Raw genomic sequence first — 8,233 nt, 5'->3', positions numbered from 1 at the left:
CCTCGCTCGGCGTGCTGGTGCTGGGCGACCAGGTGCGCGCCGGCGCCGCCCGCGCCCAGGCCGCCGTGGGCGCGGCGAAGCCCGGCACCCGCGTGCCCGCCTTCCTCGAGATCCGCCCCGACGGCGCCATCCTGCTCAAGAGCCCCTTCGTCGAAGGCGGGCAGGGTGTCTCCACCGCCATGGCGCAGATCGTCGGCGAGGAGCTGGACGCCGACCCCGCCCGCTTCACCGTGGAATGCGCGCCGCCCGGCGCGGACTACCTGGTGGTGAACGGCATGCGCATCACCGGCGGCAGCTACTCGGTGCGCAGCAGCTACGCCACCATGCGCCAGCTCGGCGCCAGCGCCCGGCACATGCTGCTGCAGGCCGCCGCCACGCGCCTCGGCGTGCCGCCGGAGAGCCTTTCCACCGCGCCGGGCCGGGTGGTCCATGCCGCCTCCGGCCGCACGCTGGACTATGGCGCGCTGGCCACCGAGGCCGCCGCGCTGCCGGTGCCCGAGGGCGTGGCGCTGCGCGCGGAGAAGGATTTCCGCTGGATCGGCAAGCCGGTCGCGCGGCTGGACGTGCGGGAGAAATCCACCGGCAAGGCCACCTATGCCATCGACCTGACGGTGGAGGGCATGTTGCAGGCCGCCGTGCAGCACGCGCCGCGCCTGGGCGCCGAGCCCGGCGCCATCGCCAACGAGGCGGCGGTCAAGGCGATGCCGGGGGTGCACTCCATTCACCGCCTGCCCGGCGCCGTGGCCGTGGTGGCGGACCGCTGGTGGCGCGCCCGCCGCGCGGCGGAGGCGCTGGAGGTCACCTGGACCGCCCCCGCCGCCGAGGCGCGCAACGCCTTGCCGGCCGATTTCTCCTCGGAGGGGATGCGCGCCGCCCTGGCCGCGGCCCCCGGCCCCGGCAACGCCGCCGAGACGGAGGGCGATGCCGCCGCCGCGCTGAAGGGCGCCGCCCGCACCGTCGAGGCGACCTATGACGCGCCCTACCTGGCGCATGGCCAGCTGGAGCCGCCCTCGGCCCTCGCCCGCTGGAACGCCGATGGCACGCTCGACCTCTGGCTGCCCAACCAGGCGCCGGAGATGTTCCAGCGCGTCGCCGCGCAGCTGGCCGGCATCGCACCCGAGAAGGTGAGGATCCACTCGCCGATGCTGGGCGGCTTCTTCGGCCGCCACTTCCTCTACGACGCGGCCAACCCCTTCCCGCAGGCCATCCAGCTTGCCAAGGCGACCGGCCGCCCGGTGAAGCTGATCTGGAGCCGCGAGGAGGAGTTCCTGCGCGATGCGCTGCGGCCGATGGGGCTGGCGCGCTTCCGCGCCGGCCTCGGCGCCGACGGGATGCCCGTGGCGCTGGAGGCCGAGGCGGTGGGCGAGGGGCCGATCGGCCGCTACTTCGGCACGAAGCCCGGCGCGGCCGACCCCTCGGTGGTGGAGGGCATCGCCGGCAAGCCCTACGCCATCCCCAACCGCCGCGTGGCGCAGGTGCCGGTGAAGCACCCGGCCGTCATCGGCTTCTGGCGCTCCGTCGGCCACTCGATGAACGACTTCTTCTACGAGGCCTTTCTCGACGAGATGGCCGAGGCCGGCGGCCAGGACCCCTACGCGCTGCGCCTGCGCCTGCTGGCGGGGAAGCCGCGCCACAAGGCGCTGCTGGAGGCGGTGGCCGACCTCTCGGGCGGCTGGAAGCGCGGCCCCTACGAGGCGGCGGACGGCACCAGGCGCGCCCGCGGCGTCGCCATGGCCTCGCCCTTCGGCAGCGAGGTGGCGACCATCGCCGAGGTCTCGCTGAAGGGCGGCGAGGTGGTGGTGCACGATGTCTGGGTGGCGATCGACCCGGGCCGCATCGTCAACCCGGCCATCATCGAGGCGCAGGTGAACTCCGCCGTGGCGCTCGGCCTCTCCTCGGCGCTGCTGGAGGAGGTGGTCTATGCCGATGGCGCGCCGCAGGCCCGCAATTTCGACGGCTACCCGATCCTGCCGCCGGACCGCATGCCGCGCGTGCATGTGCACATCGTCGAGAGCGGCGCGCCGATGGGCGGGATCGGCGAGCCGGGCCTGCCCGGCGTGCCGCCCGCCGTGGTCAACGCGGTGGCCGCGCTGACCGGCCAGCGCATCCGCAGCCTGCCGCTTTCCAAGACCCGCCTCGGAGCCGCCTGATGATCGCCTATCGCCTGTCCGCCGCCGCCCTGCCCATTGCTGCCCTGCTCGGCGCCGCCCTGCTCGCCGCCCCCTCCGCCCGCGCGGAGGAGGGGGATGCGGCGCGGGGCCGCACCCTGTTCCAGCGCCAGTGCCAGTCCTGCCACCAGGTGGCGCAGCCGCGCAACGGCGTCGGCCCCACGCTGCAGGGCGTGGTCGGCCGCGCGTCCGCCAGCGTCGAGGGCTACAACTACTCGCCGGCGCTGAAGGCGCTGGGCCAGAGCTGGACGCCCGAGACCCTCGGCGCCTTCCTGGCCAACCCGACCGGCGTGGCGCGCGGCACCCGCATGGTGCAGCGCGTGGCGGCCGAGCAGGACCGCAAGGACATCATCGCCTTCCTCGCGGCGCCCTGAGGCCCGCCGCCCAGGGCTTCGCCGCCCAGGGCTCCGCCGCTCAGTCCGCCGCCTCGGCCATGCCGAGGCGGCGCAGCGCGGCGCGCGGCCGCGCCGGCGGCAGGCGGTGGGCCAGCCCCATCGGCGCCTCGGCGAACAGGGCGGGGTCCATCTCCCGCAGTTCCGGCGCGATGCGCGGGCGGAAGCCCATCACCCCCAGCACGTCCTTCTCCAGATCCATCCCCGGCGCGATCTCCACCAGCTCCGGCCCCTCCGCGCCGAGGCGGAACACGGCGCGCTCCGTGACGTAGAGCACCGGCTGGCCGCGCTGGCGGGCATAGGCGCCGGAGAAGGTGACCTGCTCCACGCGCTGCACCGCCTTGGGCGCGCCATTGGCGGTGAGCGTGCCGCCGAAGATGACCGACTTCGCCCCCTGGCTGATGTTGACGAAGCCGCCCGGCCCGACGATCCGCCCGCCGAAGCGCGAGACGTTCACATTGCCCTCCGCGTCGAACTCGGCGAAGGAGAGGAAGGCGAGGTCGAGCCCGCCGCCATCGTAGAAGTCGAACTGGTAGGGCTGGTCCACCTGCGCGTCGGGCGAGCGGGCGGCGCCGGCCTCGTTGCCGCTGGCCGGCGCGCCGCCGATGTTGCCCTGCTCGTTGGTCAGGCAGACGCGGCGCAGCACGCCCTCCTCCGCCGCCACATTGGCCATGCCGGTGAAGATGCCGGAGCCGAGGTTGCAGATGGCACCCTCGAACAGCTCGCAGGCGCCGCGCCGGGCGACAACGCGGCGCGGCCCCGGCGGCAGGCGGGGGATGTCCTCCAGCGCCACGCGCTGATGACCGGAATAGGCGGGGCTGTCCTCCGTCTCGAAGGTCTGCCACTGCTCCGGCTCGACCACCAGCGCATCGACCAGGATGCCGGGCACCTTCACCAGCTTGGGGTGCAGGCTGCCGCGCGGCACGATGCGCTTGACCTGCGCGATGACCAGCCCGCCCGAGTGCCGCGCCGCCTGGGCGATGCTCAGCATCTCCAGCGTCACCGCCTCGTGCTCCATGGAGATGTTGCCGTCCTCGTCGGCGGCGGAGCCGCGCACCAGCGCCACATCCACCGCGTAGGGGCGGTAGAACAGGTATTCCTCGCCGCGGAACTGCACCAGCTCGACCAGATCCTCCTGCGCGCTGGGGCTCTGCCGCCCGCCCTCCAGCCGCGGGTCGGCGAAGCTGTGCAGGCCGATCCGCGTCATCAGCCCCGGCCGCCCCGCCGCCATCTCCCGCATCAGCTGGGAGAGCGAGCCCTGCGGCAGGGTGTAGGCCTCGATCTTGTCCTCCAGCGCCAGCCTGGCGATGCCGGGGCTGTTGACGAAGGTGCCGGAGACGACGCGCTTCAGCAGCCCCTCCTGCGCCAAGTGCCCGGCGCCGCGCGTCCTGCCATCGCCCAGCCCCACCGGGTGCAGGGCGGTGATGCCGCGCGGCTGGCCGCTCTGCCGGAAGCGCTCGCCGATGGCGGCGAGCAGCGCATCCGGCACCGCGTGGCCGCCGCCCGAGCCGCCGATCAGCAGCGTGTCGCCATCCCGCAGCAGCAGGGCCGCCTCGGCCGCGCTCATCCGCCTCATGGCTTTCTCCTCCCCTGTGTCGCCTTGCCCGATTCATCCTGCATTGGAACGTTCCGATCAAGCCCGGCCGGGACTTCCCCGCGCGCAGATTGGAACGTTATAATCAACGGCAGAAGAAACAGCGGGAGGGGGACGAGGCCATGCAGGGTGCGGTGACGCTGGACTGCGCCGATGGCATCGCCGAGCTGGTGATCGACCGGCCGGCGAAGCACAACGCGGTCACGCCCGAGATGGCGCGGCAATTCGCCGGCCATGTCCGCCGGATCAACGAGGATGATGCGGTGCGCGCCGTGCTGCTGCGCGGCGCCGGCGAGCGTGCCTTCTGCGCCGGCAGCGACCTCAACGCGCTGGCCGCCTATCCCACCGCCTGGCACTTCCGCAACCGCGTGGAATACGCGGCGGAGATCCGCCTCCTGCGCAAGCCGGTGGTGGCGGCGCTGCAGGGCTGGACGCTGGGCGGCGGCGCCGAGCTGGCGCTGGGCGCCGACCTGCGCGTCGCCGCCGAGGGCACGCGCATCGGCTTCCCCGAGGTGGAGCGCGGCTGGGTGGGCGGCGGCGGCGCCTCGCAATTGCTGCCGCGGCTGGTCGGCCAGGCGGCGGCGGCGCTGCTGCTGCTGCTGCTCGAGGCGGCGGAGGCGGCGGAGGCGCTGCGGCTCGGGCTGGTGCACGAGGTGGTGCCGCCGGCCGGGCTGCTGCCGCGCGCCCGCGCCCTGGCGGCGCGGCTGGCGGGGTTCAGCCCCGTCGCCGTGCAGGCGGTGAAGGCCTCGCTGCGGATGGCCATGGAAGCGCCGCTGACGGCCGGCCTCGCCTATGAGAACGAGATGAACGTGCTGTGCTTCAGCGCGGGCGACCACCTGGAAGGCATCCGCGCCTTCAACGAGAAGCGGCCGGCGGCCTTCACCCGATGAGCGGGGCGGGGGCGGTGGGCGTCGGGCTGGTCGGCCTCGGCATGGCGGTGAAGCCGCACATGCTGGCGCTGCGCGATCTGGAGGCGGCGGGCGTGGTGCGGATCATGGGCGGCCACGCGCCCTCGGCGGAGCGGCGGGCCGCCTTCGCCGCGCAATGGGGCGTGCCGGTCTTCGCGACGCAGGAGGCGCTGCTGGAGCAGCCCGGCCTGGGGCTGGTTCTGGTCCTGACGCCCCCCGGCAGCCACCTGGAGGTGGCGCGGGCCGTCGCCGCCACGGGGCGGCACATGATCGTCGAGAAGCCGCTCGCCCTGGACGTGGCGGAGGGCGAGGCGCTGGCCGCGCTGGCGGAGGCGGCGGGCGTGCGCTGCGGCGTCTGCCTGCAGCACCGCTTCCGCCCGGCGGCGCTGCGGCTGCGGCAGGCGGTCCAGGCGGGCGCGCTGGGGCGGCTGCTCTCGGCCAGCGCCTCCATCCGCTGGTGGCGGGATGCCGCCTACTTCGCCACGCCCGGGCGCGGCATGCGCGCGCGCGATGGCGGCGGCGTGCTGCTCACCCAGGCGATCCACACGCTCGACCTGCTGCTGCACCTGGCCGGGCCGCACCGGCAGGTGATGGGCTTCGCCCGCACCTCGCCGCTGCGCCGCATCGACACGGAGGACATCGTGGCCGCGGCCATCGCCTTCGGGAACGGTGCCATCGGCGTGCTGGACGCCACCACCGTCGCCCGCCCGGGCTATCCGGAGCGGATCGAGCTGGCGGGGACGGAGGGCTCGGCGGTGCTGGAGGGCAGCCGGCTGGTGCTGCACGGGCGCGACGGCAGCACCACGCTGGGCGGTGCGCTGGAGGGCGGCGGCGGCGCCGACCCGATGGCCTTCGACCACGGCCCGCACCAGGCGATGATCGCCGAGGTGCTGGCCGCCATCGCGGAAGGACGCCCGCCGATGAACGATGCGCGCTCCGCCCTGCCGGTGCAGCGGCTGATCGAGGACCTGCTGGCCGATGCGGCGGGCCGCGCATGAGCGGCCACATCGCTGGCAGTATCACTGGCAGCATCACTGGCGCCACGCGCCTCTACGCCATCCTGGGCGACCCGGTGGCCCCGCTGCGCTCGCCGGCGCTGTTCAACGCCGCCTTCGCGCGGCTGGGGCGGGATGCCGCCTTCCTGCCCCTGCAGGTGCCGGAGGGGGCCTTGCCGGAGGTCTGGGCCGGGCTGCGGCGCATCGGCAATCTCGACGGGCTGGTGATCACCATGCCGCACAAGGCGGCCGTGGTGCCGCTGCTCGATGCGCTGGGCCCCACCGCCACCCTGACCGGCACCGTCAACACCGCCCGCCGCCGCCCCGATGGCGGCTGGGAGGGCGAGATGTTCGATGGAGAAGGCTTCCGCGACGGGCTGGAGCGCGCCGGCCACGCCCCGCACGGCGCGCGGGTGCTGCTGGTGGGGTGCGGCGCGGCGGGGCAGGCCATCGGCTTCGCCCTGGCGCGGGCGGCGGTGGCGCATCTGGCGCTGCGGGACGCGGCGCGGGGCCGGGCGGAGGCGCTGGCGGCCCGGCTGGCGGGAGCCTTCCCGGCGCTGCCCGTCTCCACCGGCGCGGCCGGGCCGGAGGGGCGGGACATCGTCGTCAACGCCACGCCGCTCGGCCTCCGCCCCGGCGATGCGCTGCCGCTGGACCCGGCCGCGCTGCGCCCCGGCCAAGTGGTGGCCGATGTCATCCCCAACCCGGAGGTGACGCCGCTGATCGCCGCCGCGCGCCGGCTGGGCTGCCCCACCGTCACCGGCCGCGCCATGCATGAGGGGCAGGCGCGGCTGGCGGCGGCCTATCTCGGCATTGAGGGCTGGGAGGAGGGCGCGCCGGGCTGAAGCGGGCGCGGCGGCGCTAGCGCCGCCGGCCGGCCATCTCGTCCAGCGCCGCCTGCTCGCGCCGGCGGCGGCGCAGCGCCTCCGCCTCCGCCCGGCCCTCGCGCAGCAGCTCCACCACACGCTCCGCCGCCCGGCTCTCCGTCAGCGCCGCCCGGGCCGATTGCGCGGCCTGCTCGGCCAGCCGGGCCTCCGCCGCGCCGCGCTGGCGCAGCGACTCCCCGCGCGGCAGCCAGCGCGCCAGATCCTCGCCCGCGCCCAGTGCCAGCAGCGCCGCGCCCGCTGCGGCGATCTCCCGCGGGATGGCGGCGGCCGCCTCCTCCGCCCGCCGCGCGGCCAGGGCGGCCTGGGCCTGCCGCTCCACCTGGGCGCGGCGCGCCTCGGCCACCTCCAGCGCGCGCAGGCGCTGCAGCACGGCCAGCGGGTCAGGCGGCGGCAAGGGCGGCCTCCAGCCGCGCGAAGGCGCCCTCCACCGGCAGGGTGGGCTCCTCCTTGCGCTGCGCCAGGAAGGCCTCGATGCGCGGGCCGAGGCGCAGCGCCTCGTCCACCGCCGGGTCGGTGCCGGCGCGGTAGGCGCCGAGCCGCACCAGCTCCGCCATGTCCGCCTGCAGGGCGAGGATGCGGCGGGCGCGCTCCATCACCGCCCGCTCGGCCGGCGCCAGGCAGCCGGGCACGGTGCGCGAGAGGCTGCGCAGCACGTCGATCGCCGGCCAGCGGCCGCGCTCGCCGATGCGTCGGTCCAGCACCACATGCCCGTCGAGGATGCCGCGCACCGCATCGGCCACCGGCTCGTCATGGTCGTCGCCCTCCACCAGCACGGTGAACAGCCCGGTGATGGCGCCACCCACCCCCTCGGCGCAGGGGCCGGCCCGCTCCAGCAGGCGCGGCAGCTCGGCGAAGACGCCGGGGGTGTAGCCGCGCGTCGCCGGCGGCTCGCCCGCAGCCAGCCCGATCTCGCGGCAGGCCAGGGCGAAGCGCGTCAGGCTGTCCATCATCAGCAGCACCTGGCGGCCTTCGGCGGCCAGCGCCTCGGCCACCGTCATGGCGGCATAGGCGGCCTCGCGCCGCATCAGCGGCGGCGCGTCCGAGGTGGCGCAGACGACGACGCTGCGCGCCAGCCCCTCGGCGCCGAGGTCGTCCTCCAGGAACTCCCGCAGCTCCCGCCCCCGCTCGCCGACGAGGCAGAGCACGGCGGCGTCGCAATCGGCGCCGCGCGCCAGCATGGAGAGGAGGGTGGACTTGCCGCTGGCGCTGCTGGTGCTGGCGCTGGTCTGGGGCGGGCCGCTGCTGGTGCTGCTGGAACGCTCCTTCACCGGCCACATGGTGATGCATAT

At 75.6% G+C, this 8,233-nt stretch carries 7 protein-coding genes and 1 pseudogene; 5 read left to right on the top strand and 3 right to left on the bottom strand.

Features of this window, described 5'->3' with window-relative positions; all coding sequences use genetic code 11:
• Together ACFOY6_RS23230 and ACFOY6_RS23225 are read left to right on the top strand one after the other, a co-directional pair.
• Positions 1-2,150 (top strand): xanthine dehydrogenase family protein molybdopterin-binding subunit (locus ACFOY6_RS23230; protein WP_379652378.1); only part of this gene is annotated, 2,150 nt, incomplete at its 5' end.
• Complete coding sequence (locus ACFOY6_RS23225; RefSeq protein WP_379637319.1) at positions 2,150-2,542, top strand: c-type cytochrome; 393 nt, start codon at positions 2,150-2,152, stop codon at positions 2,540-2,542. The genes ACFOY6_RS23230 and ACFOY6_RS23225, both read left to right, overlap by 1 nt.
• Before the next feature lie 40 nt (positions 2,543-2,582).
• Here the strand turns inward: ACFOY6_RS23225 and ACFOY6_RS23220 are convergent, their stop codons facing one another.
• Positions 2,583-4,136, bottom strand: a complete 1,554-nt coding sequence (locus tag ACFOY6_RS23220) for an acyl CoA:acetate/3-ketoacid CoA transferase (RefSeq protein ID WP_379652377.1) — start codon at positions 4,134-4,136, stop codon at positions 2,583-2,585.
• Between the two features lie 140 nt (positions 4,137-4,276).
• On the opposite strand from ACFOY6_RS23220, the gene ACFOY6_RS23215 reads away from it, so the two are divergent.
• From ACFOY6_RS23215 to ACFOY6_RS23205, 3 genes are read left to right on the top strand one after another with little or no spacing between them, the layout of a single operon-like run.
• On the top strand, positions 4,277-5,044 hold the full coding sequence (locus tag ACFOY6_RS23215; protein ID WP_379652376.1) for an enoyl-CoA hydratase/isomerase family protein: 768 nt from the start codon (positions 4,277-4,279) through the stop codon (positions 5,042-5,044).
• Positions 5,041-6,060, top strand: a complete 1,020-nt coding sequence (locus tag ACFOY6_RS23210) for a Gfo/Idh/MocA family protein (protein WP_379652375.1) — start codon at positions 5,041-5,043, stop codon at positions 6,058-6,060. The genes ACFOY6_RS23215 and ACFOY6_RS23210 overlap by 4 nt, the downstream gene beginning before the upstream one ends.
• The gene (locus ACFOY6_RS23205) at positions 6,057-6,902 is read left to right on the top strand and encodes a shikimate dehydrogenase family protein (RefSeq protein ID WP_379652374.1); all 846 of its coding nucleotides are present in this window, start codon (positions 6,057-6,059) and stop codon (positions 6,900-6,902) included. The genes ACFOY6_RS23210 and ACFOY6_RS23205 overlap by 4 nt, the downstream gene beginning before the upstream one ends.
• 16 nt (positions 6,903-6,918) lie before the next feature.
• Here the strand turns inward: ACFOY6_RS23205 and ACFOY6_RS23200 are convergent, their stop codons facing one another.
• Both ACFOY6_RS23200 and ACFOY6_RS23195 read right to left on the bottom strand, forming a co-directional pair.
• Positions 6,919-7,338, bottom strand: a complete 420-nt coding sequence (locus tag ACFOY6_RS23200; protein ID WP_379652373.1) for a hypothetical protein — start codon at positions 7,336-7,338, stop codon at positions 6,919-6,921.
• Positions 7,325-8,152 (bottom strand): annotated as a pseudogene (locus ACFOY6_RS23195) (FliI/YscN family ATPase); the annotation flags it as partial. The gene ACFOY6_RS23200 and the pseudogene ACFOY6_RS23195, both read right to left, overlap by 14 nt.
• Positions 8,153-8,233: the final 81 nt, after the last annotated feature.

The organism is Teichococcus aestuarii (assembly GCF_042651065.1).
Taxonomy (GTDB): domain Bacteria; phylum Pseudomonadota; class Alphaproteobacteria; order Acetobacterales; family Acetobacteraceae; genus Pseudoroseomonas; species Pseudoroseomonas aestuarii.
The sequence above is the reverse complement of the archived record's forward strand: the minus strand, read 5'-3'. Positions and strand labels throughout refer to the sequence as shown.